At 67.0% G+C, this 25,429-nt stretch carries 25 protein-coding genes; 20 read left to right on the top strand and 5 right to left on the bottom strand.

Going from position 1 to position 25,429, the window contains the following annotated elements; genetic code table 11:
* The first annotated feature begins 39 nt into the window (after positions 1–39).
* The gene (locus WS45_RS11735) at positions 40–1,737 is read left to right on the top strand and encodes a flavin monoamine oxidase family protein (protein WP_059699929.1); all 1,698 of its coding nucleotides are present in this window, start codon (positions 40–42) and stop codon (positions 1,735–1,737) included.
* 14 nt (positions 1,738–1,751) lie between these two features.
* On the opposite strand, the gene WS45_RS11740 is transcribed toward WS45_RS11735, so the two are convergent.
* Together WS45_RS11740 and WS45_RS11745 are read right to left on the bottom strand one after the other, a co-directional pair.
* On the bottom strand, positions 1,752–2,477 hold the full coding sequence (locus WS45_RS11740; RefSeq protein WP_059700569.1) for a glutathione S-transferase: 726 nt from the start codon (positions 2,475–2,477) through the stop codon (positions 1,752–1,754).
* Between the two features lie 127 nt (positions 2,478–2,604).
* On the bottom strand, positions 2,605–2,937 hold the full coding sequence (locus WS45_RS11745; RefSeq protein ID WP_059699930.1) for a cupin domain-containing protein: 333 nt from the start codon (positions 2,935–2,937) through the stop codon (positions 2,605–2,607).
* A 274-nt stretch (positions 2,938–3,211) separates the two neighbouring features.
* Here WS45_RS11745 and leuC point away from each other — a divergent pair, with 274 nt between their 5' ends.
* The 18 genes from leuC (at position 3,212) to WS45_RS11835 (ending at position 21,814) form a co-directional block, all read left to right on the top strand.
* Entirely contained in the window at positions 3,212–4,621 is a 1,410-nt protein-coding gene (leuC, locus tag WS45_RS11750; RefSeq protein ID WP_059699931.1) for a 3-isopropylmalate dehydratase large subunit, read from the top strand.
* Positions 4,622–4,624: 3 nt separating this feature from the next.
* A complete protein-coding gene (locus WS45_RS11755; protein WP_059450800.1) occupies positions 4,625–4,771 on the top strand; it encodes an entericidin A/B family lipoprotein in 147 nt (48 codons plus the stop codon).
* A gap of 65 nt (positions 4,772–4,836) precedes the next feature.
* Positions 4,837–5,487, top strand: coding sequence for a 3-isopropylmalate dehydratase small subunit (gene leuD, locus WS45_RS11760; RefSeq protein ID WP_059524742.1), 651 nt, complete (start codon positions 4,837–4,839; stop codon positions 5,485–5,487).
* Between the two features lie 75 nt (positions 5,488–5,562).
* Positions 5,563–6,630, top strand: coding sequence for a 3-isopropylmalate dehydrogenase (gene leuB / locus WS45_RS11765; RefSeq protein ID WP_059524744.1), 1,068 nt, complete (start codon positions 5,563–5,565; stop codon positions 6,628–6,630).
* A 118-nt stretch (positions 6,631–6,748) separates the two neighbouring features.
* Positions 6,749–6,868, top strand: a complete 120-nt coding sequence (locus tag WS45_RS36080; protein ID WP_039319027.1) for a hypothetical protein — start codon at positions 6,749–6,751, stop codon at positions 6,866–6,868.
* Positions 6,869–6,950: 82 nt separating this feature from the next.
* Positions 6,951–8,072 (top strand): aspartate-semialdehyde dehydrogenase, encoded by a 1,122-nt coding sequence (gene asd, locus WS45_RS11775; protein WP_059466419.1) that lies wholly within the window; start codon positions 6,951–6,953, stop codon positions 8,070–8,072.
* Between the two features lie 510 nt (positions 8,073–8,582).
* Positions 8,583–10,592, top strand: a complete 2,010-nt coding sequence (locus WS45_RS11780; RefSeq protein ID WP_059699932.1) for a FimV/HubP family polar landmark protein — start codon at positions 8,583–8,585, stop codon at positions 10,590–10,592.
* Positions 10,592–11,404, top strand: coding sequence for a tRNA pseudouridine(38-40) synthase TruA (gene truA, locus WS45_RS11785; protein ID WP_059699933.1), 813 nt, complete (start codon positions 10,592–10,594; stop codon positions 11,402–11,404). Before WS45_RS11780 ends, truA begins: the two co-directional genes overlap by 1 nt.
* Positions 11,401–12,102 (top strand): phosphoribosylanthranilate isomerase, encoded by a 702-nt coding sequence (locus WS45_RS11790; protein WP_059699935.1) that lies wholly within the window; start codon positions 11,401–11,403, stop codon positions 12,100–12,102. Before truA ends, WS45_RS11790 begins: the two co-directional genes overlap by 4 nt.
* Before the next feature lie 55 nt (positions 12,103–12,157).
* The gene (gene trpB, locus WS45_RS11795; protein WP_059524753.1) at positions 12,158–13,351 is read left to right on the top strand and encodes a tryptophan synthase subunit beta; all 1,194 of its coding nucleotides are present in this window, start codon (positions 12,158–12,160) and stop codon (positions 13,349–13,351) included.
* 9 nt (positions 13,352–13,360) lie between these two features.
* Positions 13,361–14,212, top strand: a complete 852-nt coding sequence (locus tag WS45_RS11800; RefSeq protein ID WP_059524755.1) for a DNA-methyltransferase — start codon at positions 13,361–13,363, stop codon at positions 14,210–14,212.
* Between the two features lie 41 nt (positions 14,213–14,253).
* The gene (trpA, locus tag WS45_RS11805) at positions 14,254–15,072 is read left to right on the top strand and encodes a tryptophan synthase subunit alpha (RefSeq protein WP_059524757.1); all 819 of its coding nucleotides are present in this window, start codon (positions 14,254–14,256) and stop codon (positions 15,070–15,072) included.
* A gap of 64 nt (positions 15,073–15,136) precedes the next feature.
* Entirely contained in the window at positions 15,137–16,009 is an 873-nt protein-coding gene (gene accD / locus WS45_RS11810; RefSeq protein ID WP_044843820.1) for an acetyl-CoA carboxylase, carboxyltransferase subunit beta, read from the top strand.
* Between the two features lie 100 nt (positions 16,010–16,109).
* A complete protein-coding gene (folC, locus tag WS45_RS11815; protein WP_059689702.1) occupies positions 16,110–17,420 on the top strand; it encodes a bifunctional tetrahydrofolate synthase/dihydrofolate synthase in 1,311 nt (436 codons plus the stop codon).
* 29 nt (positions 17,421–17,449) lie between these two features.
* Positions 17,450–18,280 carry an SPOR domain-containing protein gene (locus tag WS45_RS11820; RefSeq protein ID WP_059699937.1) on the top strand — a complete coding sequence of 277 codons (831 nt, stop codon included), beginning with the start codon at positions 17,450–17,452 and terminating at the stop codon, positions 18,278–18,280.
* 6 nt (positions 18,281–18,286) lie between these two features.
* On the top strand, positions 18,287–18,781 hold the full coding sequence (locus WS45_RS11825; RefSeq protein ID WP_059524763.1) for a CvpA family protein: 495 nt from the start codon (positions 18,287–18,289) through the stop codon (positions 18,779–18,781).
* A 51-nt stretch (positions 18,782–18,832) separates the two neighbouring features.
* A complete protein-coding gene (purF, locus tag WS45_RS11830; RefSeq protein ID WP_059524765.1) occupies positions 18,833–20,365 on the top strand; it encodes an amidophosphoribosyltransferase in 1,533 nt (510 codons plus the stop codon).
* Positions 20,366–20,623: 258 nt separating this feature from the next.
* A complete protein-coding gene (locus tag WS45_RS11835; protein ID WP_059700570.1) occupies positions 20,624–21,814 on the top strand; it encodes an O-succinylhomoserine sulfhydrylase in 1,191 nt (396 codons plus the stop codon).
* A gap of 96 nt (positions 21,815–21,910) precedes the next feature.
* Here WS45_RS11835 and WS45_RS11840 read toward each other — a convergent pair whose 3' ends face one another.
* From WS45_RS11840 to WS45_RS11850, 3 genes are read right to left on the bottom strand one after another with little or no spacing between them, the layout of a single operon-like run.
* Complete coding sequence (locus WS45_RS11840; protein ID WP_059699939.1) at positions 21,911–22,885, bottom strand: NAD-dependent epimerase/dehydratase family protein; 975 nt, start codon at positions 22,883–22,885, stop codon at positions 21,911–21,913.
* Entirely contained in the window at positions 22,872–23,918 is a 1,047-nt protein-coding gene (gene gmd / locus WS45_RS11845; protein WP_059524769.1) for a GDP-mannose 4,6-dehydratase, read from the bottom strand. Before gmd ends, WS45_RS11840 begins: the two co-directional genes overlap by 14 nt.
* A 35-nt stretch (positions 23,919–23,953) precedes the next feature.
* A complete protein-coding gene (locus WS45_RS11850) occupies positions 23,954–25,018 on the bottom strand; it encodes an acyltransferase family protein (protein WP_059699941.1) in 1,065 nt (354 codons plus the stop codon).
* A 185-nt stretch (positions 25,019–25,203) separates the two neighbouring features.
* On the opposite strand from WS45_RS11850, the gene WS45_RS34910 reads away from it, so the two are divergent.
* Complete coding sequence (locus WS45_RS34910; RefSeq protein WP_156437124.1) at positions 25,204–25,407, top strand: hypothetical protein; 204 nt, start codon at positions 25,204–25,206, stop codon at positions 25,405–25,407.
* Positions 25,408–25,429: the final 22 nt, after the last annotated feature.

Genomic DNA, 25,429 nt, shown 5'->3' on the forward strand with positions numbered 1-25,429 from the left:
TCGCGTGCGGCCAGCACGTCCCTTTTCGTTCCCGACCACATGAACGCTCCTGAATTCCTGCCGCGCACGTTGCCGTACATCGACACGCTGTACGACTACGGCGCCTTCCTGTCCCGCACCGGCGGGCATCTCGGCACGCTGCCGGCGCAGCGCGCACGCGATGCGCGGATCGCGATCGTCGGCGCGGGCGTCGGCGGTCTGGTCGCCGCCTGCGAGCTGCTGCGCGCGGGGGCACGGCAGGTCGTCGTGTTCGAGGCGAACCGCGCGCGCGTGGGCGGGCGCCTGCTGTCGCAGTCGATCAATCCGGACCATCCGCACCTGCTCGCCGAAATGGGCGCGATGCGTTTCCCGCCGTCGCAGGCCGCGTTTTACCACTATCTCGAGCGGTTCGGCGTCGACAGCGCATCCGCGTTTCCCGATCCGGGCATCGTCGACACCGAGATCCACTACCAGGGCCATGCGTACCGCTGGCCCGCGGGCGATGCGCCTCCCGCGCTGTTCGACCGCGTCGACCGCGGCTGGCGCGCGTTCATTCGCGACGGCGTGCGGCTCGACGACGGCACGCAGCTGCCCGCCCCGGCCGAACTGACGGCGCTGCTGCGCGCGCACCGCTACGACGATGCGCGGCATGGCTGGCAGCAGTACATCGACCGCTTCGGCGACGAGTCGTTCTACTCGGCGATCGTCAAGATCTTCACGGGCGCGACGCCGCCGGGCGGCGCGCGCTGGCGCAAGGGCGAGGACCTGCGCCTGTTCGGCACGCTCGGCATCGGCTCGGGCGGCTTCCAGCCGGTCTATCGCGCCTCGTTCCTCGAAATCCTGCGGATCGTGGTCAACGAGCTCGAAGTCGACCAGCGGTTGATCCCGGCCGGCATCTTCGCGCTCGCGCAGGGGCTGCTCGACGATGGCGGGGACGGTGCGCGGGTGCGCGATTGCATCGTCCACGCGGCCGTGCGGCATGTGGCGAAGCAGCCGGACGAGACCTTTGCGCTCACGCTCGACGACGGGTCGACGCAGATATTCGACCGCGTGATCGTCGCGACCACGACGCGCGCGATGCAGGTCGGCATGGGCATCACCGGCATCGCGAACCTGTTCGCGCCGAACGTCGTTCGCGCGATCAACGAGACGCACATGGTCAGCTCGTCGAAGCTGTTCGTGCTGACCCGCGACAAGTTCTGGCTCAAGCACGGGCTGCCGCACAACATCCAGACGGACACGCTGGCGCGCGGCATCTACTGCCTCGACTACGCGCCCGACGATCCCGACGCACACGGCGTCGTGCTGATCAGCTACACGTGGGAGGACGATTCGCACAAGATCCTGTCGCTCACCGACAAGGTCGAGCGGTTCAAGCGTCTCGTGGCCGAGATCGGCATCGTGTCGCCGGCGTTCGCCGCGCACTTGCGTCCGCTCGACGACGATTACGCGCGCAACGTCACGAGCCACGACTGGTTGTCGGACCGCTACGCGCTCGGGGCATTCAAGCTGAACTATCCGGGCGAGGACATTCACTCGCAGGCGCTGTTCTATCAGTTCCAGACGGCCGCCGATCCGTCGTCGGATCGTGGCATCTATCTGGCCGGCTGCTGCTGCTCGTTCACGGGCGGCTGGATCGAGGGCGCGGTGCAGACCGCGATCAACGCAGCGAGCGCGGTGATCCGCAGTCTCGGCGGGACGCTCGCCGACGGCAATCCGCTCGACGCGATGCGCAGCCGCTATCGCTACGGCGACTGACGCGGCGTGCGGCGCTACTTGTCCAGCTCCGGATAGTGCCGGAAGATCCCCATGTCGTTGAACGGGATGCGGCGCGCCGACTCCAGATAGCGCGCGACGGGCGGATGCCGTGCAACGCGGTCGTGCAGGCCGACGAGCCCCGCGACCTTGCGCTCCGCGCGCTTCATCGCCTTCGGGAACGCGTAGCGCAGCCCTTCGATCAGCTGAAACATCGACAGGTCCGCATAACTGAGCGCGCCGCCGGCGATATAGCCGCCTTTGTGCGGATTCTGCTCCAGCACGCGATCGAAGTAGCCGAGGAACTTCGGCAGGCGGTGCGCGAGGAAATCGGCCGCGCGCTCGGCGGCCTCGGCCTTCTGGTCCTCGTAGTACAGGCCGCTGCCGATCGGGTGATGCGTGTCGTGGATCTCGGTGACGAAATCGGCGACGGTCAGCTGGAGCTGATGCACCCAAAGCCGTCCGGCTTCGTCGGCGGGCGCGAGACCGAGCCGCGCGCCGAGAAACAGCAGGATGTTCGCGGTCTGTCCGACGAGCACGTCGCCGGCCTTCAGGAACGGCGGTGCGAACGGCACGCATTCGGTTTTCGTGCTGTCCATCAGCCGCATCATTGCCGATACGCCCATGCCGCGCCCCGATTCGCGCGCGACGTCGACATAGTCGGCCTCGGCCGCCTCGAGCGCGAGCCGCACGTATTCGCCGCGGCCCTGGATCTCGGGCCAGTAATAGAGTTCGTAACGCATGCCGTGCTCCTGTCCGGTCGATGCGCCGGGCGATGCGCGCATCGCGATGGCGGGGAGGGCGGCCGCGCCGCCCGTTGCGAATAGACAGTCTAGGAGATCGTGCGGGACACGCGGTGCTTGGCGCGCGTCATGCATCGCGCGCGTCGCGCTCGCCGCCTTCGGGGCCGTAGAAGAACACCCAGGTCGAGAAGTCGTCGGAGAAGCCGACGAAACGGTGAGACGCGAATGCGGGGACGAACACCACGTCGCCCGTCGCGAGGCCGCATTCGCGTCCGTCGACGACGAAACGGGACGTGCCGGTGGCGATCACGTAGACCTCGTCGCGCGTATGCGGCGTCTGCAGGTCCTCGCCGCGCGGCCGGTACAGCTCGACGTCGAGCGTGCCGTGGCGAAACAGCGTCGTGAACGGCGTGCCTTCATCGTCGAGGCGGGCGAGCGATTCGTTGATGCCGAGCTTCATCGTCGTGGGCTCCGGTTCCGGACCGTGGGGACAGGCAGACGTCCGTCGTCCCATCGTATGCCGGAATCCGCCTCGAGGCGAACGTCGCGAGCGCGGGGCGTCGCGGTGTCCGATGCTGCCGTTTGGCTGGTAATGCCGATACAGGTATTGGCACTACCAGCCAAACCACTGTTTTTAATGGGTTTTTTCGCGCCGGGCCTGCGCCGTGGCGCGTTCTGCGTGGCATAATCGACCGCATCCGCAAGGCTTGTAGTCACAACGACCCCGCATACCCATGGCACAGACTCTCTACGACAAACTGTGGAATACCCACGTCGTCCACACCGAGGACGACGGCACGGCATTGCTCTACATCGACCGTCAGCTGCTGCACGAAGTCACGAGCCCGCAGGCGTTCGAAGGGCTGAACGTCGCGCACCGCCCGGTGTGGCGCATCAGCGCGAACCTGGCCGTGTCGGACCACAACGTCCCGACCACGGATCGCAGCCACGGCATCGCCGATCCGGTCTCGAAGCTGCAGGTCGACACGCTCGACGCGAACTGCGACGCGTTCGGCATCACGCAGTTCAAGATGAACGACGTGCGCCAGGGCATCGTGCACATCATCGGGCCGGAGCAGGGCGCGACGCTGCCGGGCATGACGATCGTCTGCGGCGATTCGCATACGTCGACGCACGGCGCGTTCGGCGCGCTCGCGCACGGCATCGGCACGTCGGAAGTCGAGCACGTGCTCGCGACGCAAACCTTGCTGCAGAAAAAGAGCAAGAACATGCTCGTGAAGGTCGAGGGTGCCCTGCCGCGCGGCTGTACCGCGAAGGACATCGTGCTCGCGATCATCGGCAAGATCGGCACGGCAGGCGGCACGGGCTACGCGATCGAATTCGGCGGCTCGACGATCCGCGCGCTGACGATGGAAGGCCGGATGACCGTCTGCAACATGGCGATCGAAGCCGGCGCGCGCGCGGGCATGGTCGCCGTCGACGACACGACGATCGATTATCTGAAGGGCCGTCCGTTCGTGCCGACCGGCGCGGAATGGGACCAGGTCGTCGAATACTGGCGCGAATTCAAGTCCGACGAAGGCGCGCAGTTCGACCGCGTCGTCGAGCTGAACGCGGCCGAGATCGTCCCGCAGGTCACGTGGGGCACGTCGCCGGAAATGGTCACGTCGATCGACGGTCGCGTGCCCGATCCCGAGCGCGAGAAGGATCCGGTCAAGCGCGACGCGATGGAACGCGCGCTGGCCTACATGGCGCTCGAGCCGAACACGCCGATCGAGTCGATCAAGGTCGACAAGATCTTCATCGGTTCGTGCACGAACGCGCGCATCGAGGACATCCGCGCGGCCGCGTACGTCGTGAAGAAGCTGAATCGCCGCATCGCATCGAACGTGCGCCTGGCCATGGTCGTGCCGGGCTCGGGCCTCGTGAAGGCGCAGGCCGAGCGCGAAGGCCTCGACAAGGTGTTCACGGACGCGGGCTTCGAATGGCGCGAGCCGGGCTGCTCGATGTGCCTCGCGATGAACGCCGACCGGCTCGATCCGGGCGAGCGCTGCGCATCGACGTCGAACCGCAACTTCGAAGGCCGGCAGGGCGCGGGCGGTCGCACGCACCTGGTGAGCCCCGCGATGGCGGCGGCGGCGGCGATCGAAGGCCATTTCGTCGACATTCGCAAGCTGGGGTAACGCGTGACGGCATCGAAGCTCATCGCGCGGCTGGTTGCCGCGCTGGCGCTCGCGGGGCTGGGCTTCGGCCTTGCGGGCTGCAATACCGTCCGAGGCTTCGGCCAGGACGTCAATGCCGCCGGCAACGCGCTGCAGCGCGCCGCGGAGTGACATCCGCCGAGAATTTGTCGATGTGCGCCGGCTGAATGCCGGCCCTTCAACCGGATAGACGGATCATGGAAAAATTCAATGTGCATACCGGCGTCGTGGCGCCGCTCGATCGCGAGAACGTCGACACCGACGCGATCATCCCGAAGCAGTTCCTGAAGTCGATCAAGCGCACGGGCTTCGGTCCGAACGCGTTCGACGAATGGCGTTACCTCGATCACGGCGAGCCGGGCCAGGACAACTCGAAGCGCCCGCTGAACCCGGACTTCGTGCTGAACCAGCCGCGCTACCAGGGCGCATCGGTGCTGCTCGCACGCAAGAACTTCGGCTGCGGCAGCTCGCGCGAGCATGCGCCGTGGGCGCTGCAGCAGTACGGCTTCCGCGCGATCATCGCGCCGAGCTTCGCCGACATCTTCTTCAACAACTGCTACAAGAACGGGCTGCTGCCGATCGTGCTGACCGAGCAGCAGGTCGATCACCTGTTCAACGACACGTACGCGTTCAACGGCTATCAGCTGACGATCGACCTCGACGCGCAGGTCGTGCGCACGGGCGACGGCCGCGAGTATGCGTTCGACATCACCGCGTTCCGCAAGTACTGCCTGCTGAACGGTTTCGACGACATCGGCCTGACGCTGCGTCACGCGGACAAGATCCGCCAGTTCGAAGCCGAGCGGCTCGCGAAGCAGCCGTGGCTCAACAACAAGCTGGTCGGCTGAGATTGCCTCCGGGCGGGCGCGCATGACGCGCGCTCGCCGACCTGCCACTCATACCTACCCAGTCAGGAATAACGCATGAAGATTGCAGTGCTGCCCGGCGACGGCATCGGTCCGGAAATCGTCAACGAAGCGGTCAAGGTGCTGAACGCCCTCGACGAGAAGTTCGAACTCGAACAGGCGCCGGTCGGCGGCGCGGGCTACGAGGCGAGCGGTCATCCGCTGCCGGACGCGACGCTGAAACTCGCGAAGGAAGCCGACGCGATCCTGTTCGGCGCGGTCGGCGACTGGAAGTACGACTCGCTCGAGCGCGCGCTGCGCCCCGAGCAGGCGATCCTCGGGCTGCGCAAGCATCTCGAATTGTTCGCGAACTTCCGCCCGGCGATCTGCTATCCGCAACTCGTCGACGCGTCGCCGCTGAAGCCGGAGTTGGTCGCGGGCCTCGACATCCTGATCGTGCGCGAGCTGAACGGCGACATCTACTTCGGCCAGCCGCGCGGCGTGCGCGCCGCTCCCGACGGCCCGTTCGCCGGCGAGCGCGAAGGTTTCGACACGATGCGCTACTCGGAACCGGAAGTGCGCCGCATCGCGCACGTCGCGTTCCAGGCCGCGCGCAAGCGTGCGAAGAAGCTGCTGTCGGTCGACAAGTCGAACGTGCTCGAAACGTCGCAATTCTGGCGCGACATCATGATCGACGTGTCGAAGGAATACGCGGACGTCGAGTTGTCGCACATGTACGTCGACAACGCGGCGATGCAGCTCGCGAAGGCGCCGAAGCAGTTCGACGTGATCGTGACCGGCAACATGTTCGGCGACATCCTGTCGGATGAAGCGTCGATGCTGACGGGCTCGATCGGCATGCTGCCGTCGGCGTCGCTCGACAAGAACAACAAGGGCCTGTACGAGCCGTCGCACGGTTCGGCGCCGGACATCGCGGGCAAGGGCATCGCGAACCCGCTGGCGACGATCCTGTCGGCCGCGATGCTGCTGCGCTACTCGCTGAATCGCGCGGAGCAGGCCGATCGCATCGAGCGCGCGGTGAAAACGGTGCTCGAACAAGGCTATCGCACGGGCGACATCGCGACGCCGGGCTGCAAGCAGGTCGGCACGGCGGCGATGGGCGACGCGGTGGTCGCCGCGCTGTAACGCGCACGGCAACGCAGCAGCAGTGAATTGTAGAAAGGGCGCGAACGGGCCGCGAAATCGGCCCGTTCGCGCGTGGTTGGCCGTTGTGCGGCCAACCGGCTTTGTGTAGACTCGAACGATGGCGCTGATTTCCCTGATCTCCCCGGTCCTGAAACTCCACGGCAACACTGCCCGTGCGGGTACGCGCGCCATCGTCATCACGAAAACCATTACCACGAAAACGATCATTAAACGCTGATCGTCCGTCGTGCCCGCCTGTTTCCCCGCGCGGTCACGCCGGGGGCGGAAATGGCGGGGAAGCTCCATTCAAAGGGTTAGTCATGAACGTAGGTCTCGTAGGTTGGCGCGGCATGGTCGGCAGCGTGCTGATGCAACGCATGCAGGAAGAAGGTGATTTCGACCTGATCGAACCGGTGTTTTTCAGCACCAGCAACACGGGCGGCAAGGCGCCGTCGTTCGCGAAAAACGAGACTACGCTCAAGGACGCGACCAACGTCGACGAGCTGAAGAAGTGCGACGTGATCATCACGTGCCAGGGCGGCGACTACACGAACGACGTGTTTCCGAAGCTGCGCGCGGCCGGCTGGAACGGCTACTGGATCGACGCGGCCTCGTCGCTGCGGATGCAGGACGACGCGGTCATCATCCTCGATCCGGTCAACCTCGACGTGATCAAGGACGCGCTCGTCAAGGGCACGAAGAACTTCGTCGGCGGCAACTGCACGGTCAGCCTGATGCTGATGGCGCTCGGCGGCCTGTTCCGCGAGAACCTCGTCGACTGGATGACGGCGATGACCTACCAGGCCGCATCGGGCGCGGGCGCGCAGAACATGCGTGAACTGCTGTCGCAGATGGGCGCGCTGCACGGTTCGGTGCAGGAACAGCTCGCCGATCCGGCTTCCGCGATTCTCGACATCGACCGCCGCGTGCTCGCGACGATGAACAGCGATGCAATGCCGACGAGCCAGTTCGGCGTGCCGCTCGCGGGTTCGCTGATTCCGTGGATCGACAAGGATCTCGGCAACGGGATGTCGAAGGAAGAGTGGAAGGGCGGCGCGGAAACCAACAAGATCCTCGGCAAGCCGGCCATGGGCGAGCCGGGTTCGATCCCGGTCGACGGTCTGTGCGTGCGGATTGGCGCGATGCGCTGCCATTCGCAGGCGCTGACGATCAAGCTGAAGAAGGACGTCCCGCTGGACGAAATCAACGGCATCCTCGCGTCGGCGAACGACTGGGTGAAGGTCGTGCCGAACGAGCGCGAAGCGTCGATGCGCGACCTGTCGCCGGCGAAGATCACCGGCACGCTGACGGTGCCGGTCGGTCGCCTGCGCAAGCTTGCGATGGGCGGCGAATACCTGTCGGCGTTCACGGTCGGCGATCAGCTGCTGTGGGGCGCGGCCGAGCCGCTGCGCCGCATGCTGCGCATCCTGCTCGACAAGTAAGGATCGGGCCGCGCTGCGCGCCCCGTCGGCGCGCGACGCGAAACGCCTGCCTGCCCTTCGCGGGGCGGCAGGCGTTTTTTGTTGGTTGGCGCTGCGGTATACGCGCGAAAACCCGGAGTCGCTTGCGAGAGGGGCGCGACGCGAACGATACGGGCATGAATTCATTCCCGGGGCGATGCGGCCGCAACAATTGTCATCGATTGATGATCCCTTTTTGATAAAACTGCCGTGCACGATTGATGGTGAGGGTCGGCATGGCGGGGACGCGATCCGCGCGCCGGCGGCGCGGTGCGGGTAGCGGTTGCGCCGATGCATCGGGATGGACGGCCGCATCCGCCGGCGACGAATTCGGCCGGAACCTGATCGCGTGAAGTAAACTATGCGGTTACGACGCGCAGAGTCGCTGAAAGCGTCGCGTTCTGCGCGACGCTTTTGCATTTCTGCGGCGACTTTATTGACGCTTCCCTACGCGAATCCGAGCCGCGCCCGCGCGCGGCGATAGAGCCTACGATGTCCCGAATTTCCTTGTTTCCGCGTCAGTCCCGTCTGTCGCGCGCCGTGCGCGGCGCGCTGGCGATCCTGGCACTCGGCGCGGCCGCGTCGGCCTGGGCGGCCGGCACCGTCGAACTGCCGGCTTCCGCCGCAGGCGGCCCCGCGCCGCTCACCGTGACGGTCCAGCCCGGCCAGTCGCTGAACGATCTCGCGAAGGCGGCCACGCAGTCGCACGATCCGGGCGTGCTCGCGCGTGCCGGACGCGCGCTGTTCGACGCCAACCCGCAGGCATTCATGAAGCGCGATCCGAGCCGCCTGAAAGTCGGCGCGACGCTGACGGTGCCGGCGCTCGACGCGACGGGCGCGGCGGCCGGTGCGTCAGGTGCATCGGCCGCGTCCGCGGTGGCCGCCGCGTCGGGTACGGCCGCGGCTGCGGCGGTGGCTACGCAGCATGGCGCGTCCGCGCCGCATCCGGGGTCGGCCGTGCAAACGGCGCCGGCTGCACATGCGGCACCCGTCAGCGGCGCAAGTGTCGCAGCGGCGGCAGTCGTGGCAGGGGCATCGGCTTCGACCGGCGCGTCCGCCACGCATGGCGCGTCGACGGTCGAGCCCGTACAGCCGGCCGCGCCTGTGGTCGGTGCAAGCGGGCCGCACGTGTGGAGCGGCGCGATTCAGTCCGCGACCCCGTCGTCCGCGAGCGAAGCCGCCATCGAACCCGCGCAAGGCGGCCAGGCTCAAGGCATGCACGAACCATCTGCGGCGGCACCCGTCGCGGGCGCGTCGCAGCCGCGGCCGTCGAGCCTGCAGCAACTGCTCGCGCTGAAGAATCGCGTGCTGATGGAGCTGCAGAAACACGGAATCGGCAAGCCGGCCGCGACGAACAACGTTGCACCCGCGCCGGCGCCTGCTGCCCCGCGTCCCGCCGCGAATGACGGCGCATCTGCTGCCGCGTCGTCGCCCGCCGCGAGCGAGGCGGCGTCCGGCGTGGCCGCCAGTGCGGCGCAGCCGGCGTCGGCCCCCGTGCAGCCGGCCGCGCCCGTGACGGCGACGCCGTCCGCGCGCGATTCCGAACAGATCGACTGGCGCCCGGCCGCGGCGGCTGGCGCGGCGGTGGTCGTTCTCGCAGCCGGCTTCGCATGGCGCAAGCGCCGGAAAGCGCGGCGCGCCGAGGCGGTCGCCGCGGAATCCGGCGGGGCGGCTGCTTCGGATGCCGGTGCATCATCGTCGCCCGTCGAACCCGTGCCGCCGATTCTTCCCGAGACACCGGTCGCACGCGACGCAGCCGCCGATGTGAATCTCGTTTCGGCCGCTGCGGTAGCGGCGGAGGTGGCTGAAACGCGCGATCTCGACGTGCCTTCGTCACCGGAAGCGGCAACGCCGTCGCAAGACGATCAAAAGGAAGCGCCGGCCGCGCCCGCCGCGTTGACGCCCGCCGCAGAGCCGGCACCACAGGACGCGAAGCCCGCCGCGCCGGCGACGAACGACGATCAGCACGCGGCACTGATGCAGAACGCGATCAGCGCGCTGAACAGCCTTGACATGCCGCTGCCGCCGCGTACGGCAGAAGAGCCGGCCGTTCGGGAAGGGCAAGCCGAAAGCGAGCAAATCGCAACTAACGGTCAGCCCACGTCGCACCAGCCCGTTGGTGCGAACGATCCGTTGCCGGAGCACCCGGCCGACCAGGACGACGAGTTCGACTGGGATCCGGAGGCGGCATCGCCCGCGCCGCGCGCGGGTGGCGCATCTGCGCCGTCGTCGCTGCCGCCGCTCGGCGGCGCGCAGTTCGGCGCGTTGAAGCTGGATTTCGATCTCGACCTGCCGTCCGCGCCGGGCGCCGTGCTGCCCGCGCTGACACCGGAAGAGCTCGCGCGCATCGCACGCAACAAGCTGGATCTCGCGTCCGAGTACGTCGAGCTGGGCGACCTGTCCGGCGCGCGCACGCTGCTGCAGGAAGTCGTCGACGCGAACGACGCCGCGACGCGCGACGATGCGCGCGCGCTGCTCGCGAAACTGGCGGAAGAGGCGTGATGCGGATCGCGCTGGGGATTCAGTACGACGGCGCCGCGTTCTGCGGCTGGCAGGCGCAGCCGCACGGCAAGACCGTGCAGGACGCGCTCGAGCGCGCGCTCGGCGAATTCGCGTGCGTGCCGCTGCACACGACGGTCGCGGGACGGACCGACACGGGCGTGCATGGGCTCGGGCAGGTCGTGCACTTCGACACGGACCTCGACCGCGCGGATTTCTCGTGGGTGCGCGGCACCAACGCGTTCCTGCCGCCGACCGTTTCCGTGCAGTGGGCGAAGCCGATGCCGGACACGTTCCATGCGCGTTTCTCGGCGTTCGAACGCACCTACTATTACGCGCTGTACGTGCACCCCGTGCGCTCGCCGATGCTGGCCGGTCGGGCCGGCTGGATCCACACGCCACTCGACGACGACGCAATGCGCGTCGCCGCCGCGCACCTGATCGGCGAGCACGACTTCTCGTCGTTCCGGTCGTCGGAATGCCAGTCGAAGACGCCGGTCAAACACCTGTACCAGATCGACGTGCGGCGTGCGGGCCACTTCATTCATTTCCGCTTCCGCGCGAACGCGTTCCTTCACCACATGGTGCGCAACCTGATGGGCTGCCTCGTCGCGGTCGGACGCGGCCGCTATTCGGCGGACTGGCTCGCCGACGTGCTGGCCGGGCGCGACCGCAATCTCGCCGCGCCCACGTTCATGGCCGACGGGTTGTACCTCGCCCATGTCGGCTACCCGGCGGAATTCGCCGTCCCGCCCGCGCAGCTCGGCAGCGTGCCGTGGAGCAGCGTCTGGGCCGACCTGGACCCACAACCATGACGGATCACGCCGTGTCTTCTCCGACTCCCGCCGCGGCCGGCCTCGCGCCGCGCACGCGCATCAAGCTGTGCGGTCTGTCGCGCCCCGAGGACGTGCTGCACGCCGCCGCGCTCGGCGCCGACGCGATCGGCCTCGTGTTCTATCCGAAGAGCCCGCGCGCGGTGTCGATCGCGCAGGCGGCCGAGCTTGCACGCCTCGCGCCGCCGTTCGTGTCGGTGGTCGGGCTGTTCGTGAACGCGACCGAAGCCGAGATCGAGGCGGTCGTGCGCGACGTGCCGCTCACGGTGCTGCAATTCCACGGCGACGAGACGCCCGAGCAGTGCGACGCCCTCGGCCGCGCGGCATGTCTGCCGTGGTTGCGCGCGGTGCGCGTCGGCCCCTCGACGCAGCCGGCCGATTTGGTAGAATCGGCTCTTCATTATTCGAAAGCGCGCGGCCTCCTGTTCGACACCCTGGTGCCGGATTACGGCGGTAGCGGCAAGGTCTTCGATTGGTCACTTATTCCCGCAGAGCTCGCGCATCGGGCCGTTTTGAGTGGTGGCTTGAACGCGCAAAACGTCGGTGATGCGATCCGCCAGTTGCGCCCGTTTGCTGTCGATGTCTCGAGCGGCATCGAAGTGGACGGCGCGAAGGGCGTGAAGGATCACGCCCGGATGGCGGCGTTCGTACGCGCGGTGCGCGAAGCGGACGCCGGGTGATGCAAGCCGGTGCGGCCCCGACAGCGGGGCGCGCCGACCGATCGAGAGTGACACCATGTACAACCTTCCTGATGATCACGGCCACTTCGGCCCGTATGGCGGCGTGTTCGTCGCTGAAACGCTGATTCACGCGCTGGACGAACTGCGCACGGCGTACGAAAAATTCCGCAATGACCCCGATTTCGTCGCCGAATACGAGCGCGAACTGAAGTATTTCGTCGGTCGTCCGTCGCCGATCTATCACGCGCAGCGCTGGAGCGAGATGCTCGGCGGCGCGCAGATCTACCTGAAGCGCGAGGACCTGAACCACACCGGCGCGCACAAGATCAACAACGTCATCGGCCAGGCGCTGCTCGCGAAGCGGATGGGCAAGAAGCGCGTGATCGCCGAAACCGGCGCCGGCCAGCACGGCGTCGCGACCGCGACGATCTGCGCGCGCTTCGGGATGGAGTGCATCGTCTACATGGGCGCCGAGGACGTGCGCCGCCAGGCCGCGAACGTCTACCGGATGAAGCTGCTCGGCGCGACGGTCGTGCCGGTCGAATCGGGTTCGCGCACGTTGAAGGACGCGCTGAACGAAGCGATGCGCGACTGGGTCACGAACATCGAAAGCACGTTCTACATCATCGGCACGGTCGCGGGCCCGCACCCGTATCCGGCGATGGTGCGCGACTTCCAGCGCGTGATCGGCGACGAGTGCAAGGTGCAGATGCCGGAACTCGCCGGCCGGCAGCCGGACGCGGTGATTGCGTGCGTCGGCGGCGGCTCGAACGCGATGGGCATCTTCTATCCGTACATCGACGACACGTCGGTGCAGCTGATCGGCGTCGAAGCGGCCGGCGACGGCCTCGACACCGGCCGTCACGCGGCGTCGCTGATCGCCGGCAGCCCCGGCGTGCTGCACGGCAACCGCACGTACCTGCTGCAGGACGACAACGGCCAGATCATCGAGACGCATTCGGTGTCGGCCGGGCTCGACTATCCGGGCGTCGGTCCCGAGCACGCATGGCTGAAGGACAGCGGCCGCGCGCAGTACGTGCCGATCACCGACGAAGAGGCGCTGAAGGCGTTCCACGACTGCTGCCGGATCGAGGGGATCATTCCCGCGCTCGAGTCGAGCCACGCGATCGCGTATGGCGTGAAGCTCGCGCCGACGTTGCCGAAGGACAAGATCCTGCTCGTCAACCTGTCGGGCCGCGGCGACAAGGACATGCACACGGTCGCCGAGCGATCGGGCATCGCGCTCTGACCCCGACCGATGCGTGACCTGATCGAACAACCGGGCGGCGGTGCCGCGAGCGAAGCGGAGGCGGTGCAGTCCGCCGTCGCCGTGCCGTGCGCGCTGCCGTCCGGGATCGAGCTGCACAACCGCGATTTCATGTCCGAAGCCGCGCGCCTGCCGGATGCGTCGATCGACCTGATCGTCGCCGATCCGCCGTACGGGCTCGGCAAGGACTACGGCAACGACTCGGACAAGCGCTCGGGCGACGACTTTCTCGCGTGGACGCGCGAGTGGCTCGAGCTCGCGATCCCGAAGCTCAAGCCGAGCGGGTCGATGTACATCTTCTGCACGTGGCAGTACGCGCCGGAAATCTTCAGCTTCCTGAAGACGAAGCTCACGATGGTCAACGAGATCATCTGGGACCGGCGCGTGCCGAGCATGGGCGGCACGACGCGCCGTTTCACGTCGGTGCACGACAACATCGGCTTTTTCGCGGTTTCCAAGGCGTATTACTTCGATCTCGATCCGGTCCGCATCCCGTACGACGCCGACACGAAGAAGGCCCGCTCGCGCAAGCTGTTCGAAGGCAGCAAGTGGCTGGAGATGGGCTACAACCCGAAGGACGTCTGGTCGGTCTCGCGCCTGCACCGGCAGCACGCGGAGCGCGTCGATCATCCGACCCAGAAGCCGCTGGAAATCATCGAGCGGATGGTGCTCGCAAGCTGCCCGCCGGGCGGCCGCGTGCTCGATCCGTTCATGGGCAGCGGCACGACCGCGGTGGCCTGCGCACGGCAGGGGCGCGACTTCGTCGGCTACGAGATCAACGAAAGTTATTGCGCGATCGCGCACGAGCGCGTGAACGCGCTCGCCACGCCGGCGTGCGCGTGAGTCGCGCCGCCGCAGTGCCGATCGCATCAAGGAAAATTGCCATGTCCTCCCGTATCCAGCAGACCTTCGCCGCACTCGCCGAACAAGGCCGCAAGGGCCTGATCCCGTTCATCACGGCCGGCGATCCCGATCCCGCGAAGACCGTCGAATTCATGCACGCGCTCGCCGAAGGCGGCGCCGACGTCATCGAGCTCGGCGTGCCGTTCTCGGACCCGATGGCCGACGGCCCGGTGATCCAGCGCTCGTCGGAGCGCGCGCTCGCGCGCGGCGTCACGCTGAAGAGCGTGCTCGCCGACGTGAAGCGCTTCCGCGAGACCGACCGGAAAACCCCCGTCGTGCTGATGGGTTATGCGAACCCGATCGAGCGGATGGGCGTCGACACGTTCGCGACCGAAGCGCAGGCGGCCGGCGTCGACGGCGTGCTCGTCGTCGACTATCCGCCCGAGGAAGCGGGCGTGTTCGCCGAGAAAATGCGTGCCGTGCAGATCGATCCGATCTTCCTGCTCGCGCCGACGTCGACCGACGAACGCATCGCCGACGTGGGCAAGATCGCGAGCGGCTACGTGTACTACGTGTCGCTCAAGGGCGTGACCGGCGCCGGAAATCTGGATGTTTCGAGCATTGCGGGTAAAATCCCGGCCATCAAGTCGCGCGTGCCGGTTCCGGTGGGCGTCGGCTTCGGCATCCGCGACGCCGAAACGGCGCGCGCGGTGGCCGAAGTGTCGGACGCCGTCGTGATCGGCAGCCGCCTGGTGCAGCTGCTCGAGAGCGCCGCGCCGGAAGGCGCCGCCGCCGCGCTGAAGACTTTCATCGCCGAGCTGCGCGCCGCCCTGGACGGCGCCGGCAAGACGGCGCGATAAACACAACACAGGAAGCGGGAACGGGCCGGTCGGCCCGCCCCGCCACGGAACAGGAAACCATACGATGAGCTGGCTCGACAAACTGTTGCCGCCGAAGATCAAGCAGACCGACCCGAAAAGCCGCAAGGGCATTCCGGAAGGCCTGTGGGTCAAGTGCCCGTCCTGCGAGGCCGTGCTGTACCGCAACGACGTGGACGCGAACCTGCACGTGTGCCCGAAGTGCGATCACCACATGCGCATCGGTGCGCGCGAGCGTCTCGACGGGCTGCTCGATCCGGAAGGTCGCTATGAAATCGGCCAGGAAATCGTGCCGGTCGACTCGCTGAAGTTCAAGGACAGCCGCAAGTATCCCGATCGTCTGAAGGAAGCGATGGACGAAACGGGCGAGACCGACGCGATGGTCGTGATGGGCGGCGCGATCCACACGCTGCCCGTCGTCGCGGCCTGCTTCGAATTCTCGTTCATGGGCGGCTCGATGGGCTCGGTCGTGGGCGAGCGCTTCGCGCGCGGCGCGCAGAATGCGCTGGAGCAGCAGGTGCCGTTCATCTGCTTCACGGCGTCGGGCGGCGCGCGGATGCAGGAAAGCCTGCTGTCGCTGATGCAGATGGCCAAGACCACCGCGATGCTGACCAAGCTGGCCGAAGCCAAGCTGCCGTTCATCTCGGTGCTGACCGACCCGACGATGGGCGGTGTGTCGGCGAGCTTCGCGTTCCTCGGCGACGTCGTGATCGCCGAGCCGAAGGCGCTGATCGGCTTCGCCGGCCCGCGCGTGATCGAGCAGACGGTTCGCGAGAAACTGCCGGAAGGCTTCCAGCGCGCGGAATTCCTGCTGAAGACCGGCGCGATCGACATGATCGTCGACCGCCGCAAGATGCGCGACGAGATCGCGCAATTGCTCGCGCTGCTGCAGCGACAGCCGGCCGACGCGCTGGCCTGATTGGCGCGGCGTTGTGAACTGCGCGCGTCGCCCGGCTGAACCGCCGGGCGGCGCGTTTCGTTTTTTGGCGTAGTGGCGGTACCGATTCAGATTTGATCCGATGAGCACTTTTCCCACTCTCGACGCGTGGCTTTCGCATCTCGAACGCGCGCACCCGGTCGGCATCGACATGGGCCTCACCCGCATCGGGCAGGTCAAGGCGGCGTTGCAGCTCGAATTCGCGTGCCCCGTGATCACGGTCGGCGGCACGAACGGCAAGGGTTCGACCTGCGCGTTCCTCGAGGCGATCCTCGTTCATGCGGGCTACAAGGTCGGTTGCCACACGTCGCCGCACCTGCTCGAATTCGGCGAGCGCGCGCGCGTGAATGGCCAGCAGGTGAGCGACGGCGAGCTGCTGCCGCACTTCGAAGCCGTCGAGGCGGCGCGCACGTCGCTGCCCGAGCCGGTGTCGCTCACGTACTTCGAATTCACGACGCTCGCGATCCTGCACCTGTTCGCGTCGCGCGGGCTCGACGCGGTGATCCTCGAAGTCGGCCTCGGCGGTCGCCTCGATGCGGTCAACATCATCGATACCGATTGCGCGATCGTCACGAGCATCGACATCGACCACACCGAATACCTCGGCGACACGCGCGAGAAGATCGCATTCGAGAAAGCGGGGATCTTCCGCGCGGGCAAGCCGGCGATCTGCGGCGATCCCGCGGTGCCGAACACGCTGGTCGAGCATGCCGAAGCGATCGGCGCCGACCTGTGGCTGGTCGGTCGCGATTTCCGCTACGAAGCGCAGCCGGGCGCCGAGCGCCAGCAATGGAGCTACCTCGGCCGCGAGAAGCGCTATCCGGCGCTCGCGTATCCGGCGCTGCGCGGTGCGAATCAGCTGATCAATGCATCGGCCGCGCTGGCCGCGCTCGAGGCGCTGCGCCCGGTGCTGCCGGTGTCCGCGCAGGACATCCGGCTCGGGCTCGCCAACGTCGAACTGCCGGGGCGCTTCCAGGTGCTGCCCGGCAAGCCGGCGATCGTGCTGGACGTCGCGCACAACCCGCATGCGGCGGCCGTGCTCGAGCAGAATCTCGGCAACATGGGCTTCTTCCCGTACACGTACGCGGTGTTCGGCGCGATGCACGACAAGGACATCGACGGCGTGTTGCAGCATCTGAAGGGCGAGATCGACCACTGGTGCGTGACCGACCTGCCGCTGCCGCGCGCGGCGAGCGCGGAGCAGCTCGAAGCCGCGCTGCGCAAGGCCGGCGTGGAGGAGGGGGCCGATTCGAGCGTGACGCGGTTCGCGTCGCCCGCCGAAGCGTTTCGCGATGCACTAAAAAGAGCATCCGAGAATGATAGAATCGTGGTTTTCGGCAGTTTCCATACGGTGGCAGGTGTGATGGCCTACCGGAAATCGCAGCAACACTGACTGACGGGCAGTTTCGGACTCAGCCATTCATGGGAATTTTCTCGTTCGGCAAGAAAGACGACGACGCGCCCCCGCGGCGCGGCGGTCGTACCGGGGCCTCCCGGAACGTGCGCACGGAGCGCACTGAACGCGTCGAGCGACGCACGCGCCGCACCGAGCGTCCGGAATCGGACGCACTGCTCCTCGATCCGACCCTTCCAGAAAAGCAACGCGCCCGCCGGCGTCTCGTCGGCGCGATCGCGCTCGTCGTCGCCGCGGTGATCGTGCTGCCGATGGTGCTCGATTCGCACCCGAAGCCGGTGACGGACGACATCGCGATCGACATCCCGAACCGGCCCGCGCATCAGGCGGTGGCACCGCGCGACGACGACGCGTCCGACGTGCAGGCGGGCGTCGCGCACGACGAACCGCCGGCATCCGATGTCGCCGTGGCGGCCGTGCCCGCAGCCAAGCCGGCCGCGAAGCCCGATACCACGACCCCGACGACCACGGCGAGCGTGACGCCGCCGAAGCCCGCTGCGAAGCCGGCCACGGCCGCACCCGCACCGAAGCCGGCCGCGCCGAAACCGGCGCCCGCGACGGTCGCGAACGCGGATGCCGCGGCCGACAGCGGCGACGCATCGTCGCCGGCGTCGCCGGCCGGTGCGCGCTTCGCGGTGCAGCTCGGTTCATTCAAGGACGACGCAACGGCCCGTTCGTGGGCCACCAAGTTGAAATCGGCGGGTGTGCCCGCATATGTCGAACATCGCAAGCAGGCGGATGGCAGCACGGCTACACTGCTGCGTGCCGGCCCGTTCGCGGATCGCGCGGCGGCGTCCGCCGCGATCGCGAAGGTGCGCGAAGCCGGACTCACGCAGTAACGTGCGATGCTGACGGCTTTCGACTACGCTGTATTGGCGGTGATCGCGTTGTCTGCGCTGCGTGGCGCATGGCGCGGTTTCGTCTCGGAGATTTTCGGGTTGATCGGCTGGATCGCGGCGATTGCGATCGCGGCCCGCTATGTCGGACTGGTCGTGCCATATATCCCGGCAAACTGGCCGGGCGGCGCGCTGACACAGTGGGTGCTGGCGTTCGCGCTGATCGTGATCGGCGTGGTGTTCGTCGCGGGTGTCGCGAACGCGCTGTTGTCGCGGATCGCGCAGGCGACGGGCCTCGGCGGAGTCGATCGCTCGCTGGGCATGATGTTCGGGCTCGTCCGCGGCTGTGTGCTGGTGGTGCTGCTGGTCGCGGCGGCCGGGCTGACCGAATTGCCCAAACAGGATTTCTGGCGCAATGCGCTATTGCGTCCTTTCGCCGAACAGGGCGTGCACGAGCTGAAGCAGCTCCTGCCCGACGGCATGGCCCAGTATGTGCGCGTGTGACGACGCGGCCGGGCAGGACGGAACCGATTTTGTCATCTTGAAGGACATGCCATGTGCGGCATCGTAGGTGTTATCTCCCAATCCCCGGTCAATCAGCTGATCTATGACAGCCTGCTGCTGCTGCAGCATCGCGGTCAGGACGCAGCGGGCATCGCGACGGCGGACGGCAGCAATTTCCACATGTACAAGGCGAACGGCATGGTGCGCGACGTGTTCCGCACGCGCAACATGCGCAGCCTGCCCGGCACCTTCGGCATCGGCCAGGTCCGTTATCCGACGGCCGGCTCGGCGTCGAGCGAAGCCGAGGCGCAGCCGTTCTACGTGAACGCGCCGTTCGGGATCATCCTCGCGCACAACGGCAACCTGACGAACTGGGAACAGCTGAAGGACGAGATGTTCCGGATCGACCGCCGGCACATCAACACCAATTCCGACAGCGAAGTGCTGCTCAACGTGTTCGCGCACGAGCTGCAGCTGTCGACGACGGGCCTCGAGCTCGATCCGGCCGCGGTGTTCAAGGCGGTCGCGGGCGTGCATCGCCGCCTGCAGGGCTCGTACGCGATCGTGTCGCTGATCGCCGGCTACGGCTTGCTCGCGTTCCGCGATCCGTTCGGCATCCGCCCGCTCTGCATCGGCAAGCTCGAGACCGAACACGGCACCGAGTGGATGGTCGCGTCGGAGTCGGTGGCGGTCGAAGGCATCGGCTTCGAATTCGTGCGCGACGTGCAGCCGGGCGAAGCGATCTTCATCGACAAGGCCGGCAACTTCCACAGCCAGCAGTGCGCGGAGCACCCGACGCTGAATCCGTGCATGTTCGAATACGTGTATCTCGCGCGTCCGGATTCGTGCCTCGACGGCGTGCCCGTCTACAACGTGCGCCTGCGCATGGGCGATTACCTCGCCGAGAAGATCAAGCGCGAGCTGCCGAACGTGCCGATCGACGTCGTGATGCCGATTCCCGATTCGTCGCGTCCGGCCGCGATGCAGGTCGCCGCGAAGCTCGGCGTCGAGTATCGCGAAGGCTTCTTCAAGAACCGCTACGTCGGCCGCACCTTCATCATGCCGGGCCAGGCCGTGCGCAAGAAGTCGGTGCGCCAGAAGCTCAATGCGATGAGCATCGAGTTCAAGGACAAGAACGTGCTGATCGTCGACGATTCGATCGTGCGCGGCACGACCTCGCACGAGATCGTGCAGATGGCGCGCGATGCGGGCGCGAAGTCGGTGATCTTCGCGTCGGCGGCACCGCCCGTGAAGTTCCCGAACGTGTACGGCATCGACATGCCGACGCGCGGCGAGCTGGTCGCCCACGGCCGCACCGACGACGAAGTCGCGAAGATCATCGGCGCCGACTACCTGATCTATCAGGACGTCGACGACCTGCGCCGCGCGGTGCGCGACATCAACCCTAAGCTCGAGCGCTTCGAGGCGTCGTGCTTCGACGGCAACTACATCACCGGCGCCGTGACGCCCGAGTACCTCGATGCGATCGAGCGCGCGCGTCTCGCACCGGCGTCGCAGGCCGATCGCGATACGGCCGGCGATACCGCGCGTTCGCAGATGAACCTGCAACTGTCGGTCGAGTGATGCCGGCGCGCGCTTCCGACGAAGCGTGATAGGATGTGGCCTTGCGTCGATTTGATTCAGCTTGCGGACGCGGGGCGACTTCCCAAAACAGCTAAAGCGAAGGCCGGCGGCAGCCGGCCCGAGTCGATCGCTGTCGTACCGCACCGAAGCCCGCTGATGCCGACGCATAGCGGGCTTTTTGTTTTGGCCTGATTTTGTGGCTGGGTGCGCGCCCGATGCATGACCCGCGGCGCGACCCTCGAATACGGAAAACGGAACATGGACGACTCCCTCAACTTCGACACGCTCGCCGTGCGCGCGGGCACGCTGCGCAGCAACTTCAACGAGCATTCGGAAGCGCTGTTCCTCACGTCGAGCTTCTGCTTCACGAGCGCGGCCGAGGCGGCCGAGCGCTTTGCGAATTCGGAAGACTATTTCACTTATTCGCGCTTCACGAACCCGACCGTCACCATGTTCCAGGATCGTCTCGCCGCGCTCGAAGGCGGCGAGGCCTGCATCGCGACGGCGTCGGGCATGGCCGCGATCATGTCGGTCGTGATGTCCGCGCTGCAGGCGGGCGATCACCTCGTCAGCTCGCGCAGCCTGTTCGGCTCGACGCTCGGGATGTTCTCGCAGATCTTCAGCAAGTTCGGCATCACGACGACCTTCGTCGATCCCACCGACCTGAACGCATGGCAGGAAGCGGTGCGGCCCGAGACGAAGATGTTCTTCCTCGAAACGCCGTCGAACCCGCTGACCGAACTTGCCGACATCGAGGCGATCGGCAAGATCGCGAAGGCCGCGAACGCGCTGTTCGTCGTCGACAACTGTTTCTGCAGCCCGGTGCTGCAGCAGCCGCTGAAGCTCGGCGCGGACGTCGTGATGCACTCGGCGACGAAGTTCCTCGACGGGCAGGGCCGCGTGCTCGGCGGCGCGCTGGTCGGCTCGAAGGAATTCATCATGGGCAAGGTGTTCCCGTTCGTGCGCAGCGCGGGGCCGACGCTGTCGGCGTTCAACGCGTGGGTGCTGCTGAAGGGGATGGAGACGCTGTCGCTGCGCGTCGAGAAGCAGTCGACGAACGCGCTCGAGATCGCGCGCTGGCTCGATTCGCATCCGGCCGTCGCGCGCGTGTTCTATCCGGGGCTCGAATCGCATCCGCAGCACGAACTCGCGAAGCGCCAGCAGAAGGCGGGCGGCGCGATCGTGTCGTTCGAGCTGAAGGGCGACACGCCGGAGCAGCAGCGCGCGAATGCGTGGCGCGTGATCGATGGCACGAAGCTGATCTCGATCACCGGCAACCTCGGCGACACGCGCACGACGATCACGCATCCGGCGACGACGACGCATGCTCGCGTCACGCCGGAAGCGCGTGCGGCCGCGGGGATCACCGAAGGGCTGATCCGCCTCGCGGTCGGTCTGGAAAACGCGGGCGATCTGCGCAACGATCTCGCGCGCGGCCTCGAGGGCTGAGCGCGGCGGCAGGTTTCACGGCCGACATGAGATGGGCCGCTCGATCGGATCGAGCGGCCCATTTTCTTTTGGCCTGCGTCGCGCGCGTTGGCGGAATCAGCCGGCGTGCCCGGCCTGCGCGGACCGCGGCACGTCGCGCATCGCTTCCATCATCCAGCGCAGCGTGTCGTCGAGCGGCGTCACGGGCAGCTCGCCCACCGCGCGCCGCAGCTTGTCGCGCGACCCGCTCAGTCGCTTCACCTCGTTGTGCCGCACGAAACGCGGATCGATCGTCACGTCGATCACGTAGCCCGCGATCCGTGACAGCATCGCCAGCACTTCCTTCAGCGAATACGCGCGCTCCGAGCAGACGTTGAACGTCTCGCCGGCCGGCGCGGCTTCGAGCAGCTTCAGATAGGCGGCCGTCACGTCGCGCACGTCGGAGAAATCGCGGCTCACGTCGAGATTGCCGAGCGAGATGCGCGGCGCATTGCGCGCATAGTGCGACACGAGTTTCGGCAGCAGATACGCCTCGTCCTGGCCGACGCCGGTGTAGTTGAACGGCCGCGCGATCACGATCGGCAGGCGGTCGGCCCATAGCTTCGCCGCGTATTCCATCGCGAGCTTGCTGACCGCATAGTCGTTTGCAGGGGCGGGTGCGACGGTTTCGTCGAGCACGCCGGCCGTCGAATTGCCGTAGACATTCGCGCTGCTGGCGAGCAGCACCGCCGACGGACGACGGTCGAGGCCCGCGAGCGCGGCCAGCAGGTTGCGCGTGCCGACGATGTTGACCGCGTAAGTCTGCGACGGCTCGTCCTGCGCGACGTGCGCACGCGCAGCCAGATGCACGACCGCATCGGGTCGCGCATCGGCGGCCGCCGCGCGCATCGCTTGCGCGTCGAGCAGGTCGACCGGCAGCAGCGTGCAGTTCGCGAATGCCGGGTCGTCCGGCCGCGCCGCGCCGGGCGCCACGGTGCCCCACACGTCGTAGCCGGCCGCCTCGAGGCGCTGCGCCATGTAGCGGCCGGTGAAGCCCGTCAGGCCCGTGACGAACGCACGGCGCGACGCGCGTCCGGCATCAGTACGTGTCATGGTGACGATTCCGCGTCAGGTCCGCTTCCACCATCATCTGGCAAAGCTGCTCGAGCGTCGTTTCCGGCGCCCAGCCGAGCTTGGATTTGGCCTTGTCCGCGCAGCCGATCAGCAGGTCGACTTCGGCAGGGCGGTAGAACTTCGGATTCACTTCGACGAGCACGTTGCCGTTCGAGGCGTCGAGACCGCGTTCCTGTTCGCCCTTGCCGGTCCATTCGATCTGGTAGCCGGCGGCCGCGAACGCCATCTGCACGAAGTCGCGCACGGTCTCGGTGCGGTTGGTCGCGAGCACGTAGGTGTCGGGCTCGTCGACCTGCAGCATCCGCCACATCCCTTCGACGTATTCGAGCGCGAAGCCCCAGTCGCGCTTGGCGTCGAGGTTGCCGAGTTCGAGTTTGGTCGCCTTGCCGAGCTTGATCTTCGCGACGGTGTCGGTGATCTTGCGCGTGACGAACTCGCGGCCGCGCAGCGGCGATTCGTGGTTGAACAGGATGCCGCTGCAGCCGAACAGGTCGTAGGACTCGCGGTAGTTCACGGTCATCCAGTGCGCGTACAGCTTCGCGACGCCGTACGGGCTGCGCGGGTAGAACGCGGTCGTTTCCGTCTGCGGAATCGCCTGCACCTTGCCGAACATCTCGGACGTCGATGCCTGGTAGAAGCGCGTCTTCGGGCTCACCACGCGGATCGCCTCGAGCAGGTTCAGCGGGCCGATGCCGGTAACCTCGGCGGTCGTGGCCGGCTGATCGAACGACACGCCGACGAAGCTCTGCGCGGCCAGGTTGTACAGCTCGTCGGGCTGCGTGCGTTCGAGCAGCCGCAGGCTGGAGCCGGCATCCGTCAGGTCGTGCTCGACGAGCGACAGGTTCGGGTGCGTGTCGACGCCGAGCTCGGCGATGCGCCAGAAGTTCACCGAGCTGGTGCGGCGGTAGGTGCCCGTGACCTCGTAGCCCTTGTCGAGCAGCAGCTTGGTCAGGTAGGCGCCGTCCTGCCCGGTGATCCCCGTGATGATGGCCTTCTTGCGAGTTTGGCTCATGGCAATGTCCTGGTCGAATCGATGGATTGAGAAATTCAGGCGGTCGTGCGCGCGGCGGCGGGCACCGTGGCGCGTGCGGGGCCGCGCGTCAGGCGCCGCTCGAAGCCGTACCAGCTCACGGTGGCGTACGCGAGCGTGATGGCGAGGGCGAGCGCGGCCGTGACGAAGCGGTTCAGGTGCAGCGGCCACAGCGCGTACAGCACGCTCAGGTGAATCAGGTAGACGGTGTAGCTGACGGTGCCGACGTACACGAGCAGCGGGTTCGTCAGCACGCGCTGGACGAGGCCGCGTCCGCGCAGCGCGATCACGACGATCGACGTGCACAGCAGCAGCGAGACGCTGTAGAGCGCGGCGTTCGACAGCGGCGTGTTCGCCGCGCGGAAACGCGGGAACGACAGGTGCAGCCAGCCGAGGATCGCGAGCGCCACGAGCGCGCCGACGATCGCGAGCGGATAGAACGGCTCCAGCGCGCGCCGGTCGCGGCGCAGCACGATCGCGAGCAGCGCACCCGCGGCGAGCAGGTCCATCCGGAACGGCGTCAGGTAATAGATCGGCCAGAACGAATCGAACCACGGCGTCGCGATCGCGCGCAGCACGGGCGCCGCGACGATCAGCGCGGCGGCGATCCACAGCAGCGCACGCTCCGAACACCACAGCACGACGAACGGCCAGAAGATGTAGAACTGCTCCTCGACGGCGAGCGACCACAGCACGTTCAGGCTGTCGTGACCGATGCTGCCGAGCGACAGCCCGATGTTGGTCGAGAAGAACGCGAACCACGGCCAGTGCGGCAGCCAGCTCGCACCGAACAGCAGCGTCGACACGACCAGCAGCAGCACGTACGGCGGCAGGATCCGGCGCACGCGGCGCGCGTAGAAGTGGCTGAAGTACGACTGTCCGCGCGCCTTGCGATCGAGCAGGATGCCGGTGATCAGCAGGCCGCTCAGCACGAAGAACAGGTCGACGCCCATCCATAGCGGCGCCTTCAGCGCATGTTGCAGGAACACGGCGCCGACGGCGATCGCGCGCAGCCCGTCGAGCTGCACGATGCGGCCGTGTTGCGGCGGGGCGAGGTCGGCGGTGCGCGAGATGCCCGTCATCGCGCCGCTCCTTCGCGACGCGCGGCCGATGCCGTGGCGCGCCGCGCATCCGATGCGTGAACGTAATGCATGCGTTTAAATGAAATATTGAATCGAAATCGATTCTAGGGAAAAGAAATCGGCAAAAAAACGCATGTCATTTATCCGGTTGAAAAGATCCGAATGCCGGTCGTTTCAATCGCGACATGAAAGGTTTGCAGGCTACGCGCCCCGGCGGGCGGGCCGGAGCGGCATTTTCTACGGATCGCCGCATGAAAGGCGGTCGATATTTCCGCTTTGCCGGGCTAATTTCTCGCTGTTCCGGCTCGATATTTCAGGTGGAAACATCCCCAAATATTTCCAAATTTCTTGTGATTATTTTTGCTTGTAACCTGCATCGCGACGTTTGAAACCTATTTAGCGACAGGGCAT

The sequence above is a fragment of the Burkholderia sp. RF2-non_BP3 genome, assembly GCF_001522185.1.
Taxonomy (GTDB): domain Bacteria; phylum Pseudomonadota; class Gammaproteobacteria; order Burkholderiales; family Burkholderiaceae; genus Burkholderia; species Burkholderia diffusa.